General features: G+C 37.6%; 2 protein-coding genes. Both read left to right on the forward strand.

The annotated features are described in order from the left end of the window. The coding region (locus ACOVQ4_RS09675) for a helix-turn-helix domain-containing protein (RefSeq protein ID WP_421820447.1) at nt 1-890 on the forward strand (890 nt) is incomplete at its 5' end. Between the two features lie 164 nt (nt 891-1,054). After that, nucleotides 1,055-1,985, forward strand: a 931-nt coding sequence (locus ACOVQ4_RS09680; protein WP_421820448.1) for a 5-methyltetrahydropteroyltriglutamate--homocysteine S-methyltransferase, incomplete at its 3' end; no start/stop codon positions are given.

Below are 1,985 nucleotides of genomic sequence, written 5' to 3' on the forward strand. Positions count from 1 at the left end.
TTGCTAAGATTCCAGTATTAAATCCCTCCCAATTTGATGAATATTTGTTTGGGACTTGGAAGCCGGTGGTGTCCAAAGTATATAATCAATTTCATATTGAGCGAGTCGAACATTATAAGATTCACCTGCAATTGCCTTTACAGCCACATCGTCGTTTGGTTTATTTTATGATTTTTCTAACCAAAGGAAAAGTACTCAGAAGTAAAGGCCTAACTCAATACGAAATAGGACCTAATACCGTATTTGCTTTACCTTCCGACCAGATCACCTCCATTGAGTTTGTCAGCGAGGATGCTGAAGGATATTATCTTCATTTTTTACCAGAAATATTTCAACAAAAAAGATTTAACCTTCCTGTTTTTAAAGAACTTCCTTTCTTCCAATTTACAGGAAATCCCGTATTTGAATTGATTGATAATAAGCCAGTTATTCAATTATTTGAATTGATATTACAAGAATACAAGAAGAATCAACCCGAACGATTTGAGCTATTACCCTTGTATTTAACCACCCTTCTGACAGAATTTAAGCTTCAAGAAAAAAGTCAGCCAAAGGCTCTTCAAAATGCGGCAACCTACTTAACCCAGCGGTATAAAGATGCATTATCAAGCTTGATTTATGAGAAAAAATCAGTTCAGGAATTTGCGGATTATTTATCTGTTTCGCCTAATCATTTAAACAAATCTGTAAAAATAACTACAGGAAAATCAGCACATGAATTATTGGAGGAAATGAGAATTTTAGAAGCAAAAGTTTTACTGAGCCAAACAGAATTGAGTATTGGAGAAATCGCCTTTCGATTGGGGAAAGTAGACCCTAGCGATTTTAGTCGTTTTTTTAGAGCAAAAACACATTTAACTCCAAAACAATATAGAAATAATTCTAATTGATTGTTTTTGCATAATATTGATTTGAAATAGCCTATTTATTCTCTTCCAAACGTTACAATTTTGTATCAGTCTTGAGTACAACAATTTAACGAATCAGAAGGCGACAAGGTCTTTTGAGAAAATACGAAAATCCCCCTTCAATCCAATTTTAATACCCTTTAATTATGAAACCTCCTTTTAGAGCTGACCATGTGGGAAGTTTGCTTCGCACAGCGTCTGTAAAAACAAATCGTCATGAGTGGAAATTAGGCAATCTTCCAGCCGAGGAGTTACGAGCTATCGAAGACGCCGCTATTCTCGAAACCGTCAAAAAGCTTGAATCTACAGGTATGAAAGCGATTACCGATGGCGAATTTCGCAGAGATTATTTCCATTTGGACTTTCTGAAAGAGCTTGCAGGAGTGACCGTGACAGGAGGTATGGATGCTAATCCAAATGCTAAAGTGGCTGAAGATGGCTTCAAACCTCCTGTTTTGAGTGTTACAGGAAAACTACATCACCAAAAAGATATTCAAGTAGCCGATTTTAACTACCTAAAATCTATCGTTACACAAACTCCCAAAGTGAGTATTCCATCACCAACGATGATTCATTTTCGTGGCGGACGCAAATCGATAGATATTCAGGCTTATCCTGATATGGATGAGTTTTTTCATGATTTATCAACTGCTTACAAACAAGAAATAGATCATTTGTACGCTGCAGGTTTACGTTATTTACAATTGGACGATACCAATTTGGCGTATTTGTGCGACCCAAAAATGCGTGCTGCCGCAGCCGAAAGAGGCGAAGACCCTAACGAGTTGCCACGTACTTATGCGGCACTTATCAACTCCGTGATTGACAATCGTCCAAGTGACTTGACCGTTGGTATTCACCTTTGTCGCGGAAATTACCGAAGCACTTGGTTTGCTGAAGGTGGCTACGAACCTGTAGCAGAAATTCTCTTCAACGAAATCAATGTGGACGCCTACTTCTTGGAATACGATGATGAAAGAAGCGGCGATTTTGCTCCTTTAAGATTTGTGCCCAAAAACAAACATGTGGTTTTAGGCATCATATCATCTAAAGTAAAAGAGCTAGAAAATATCGATG

Origin of the sequence: Flectobacillus sp. (assembly GCF_049240685.1) — a bacterium.
GTDB lineage: Bacteria > Bacteroidota > Bacteroidia > Cytophagales > Spirosomataceae > Flectobacillus.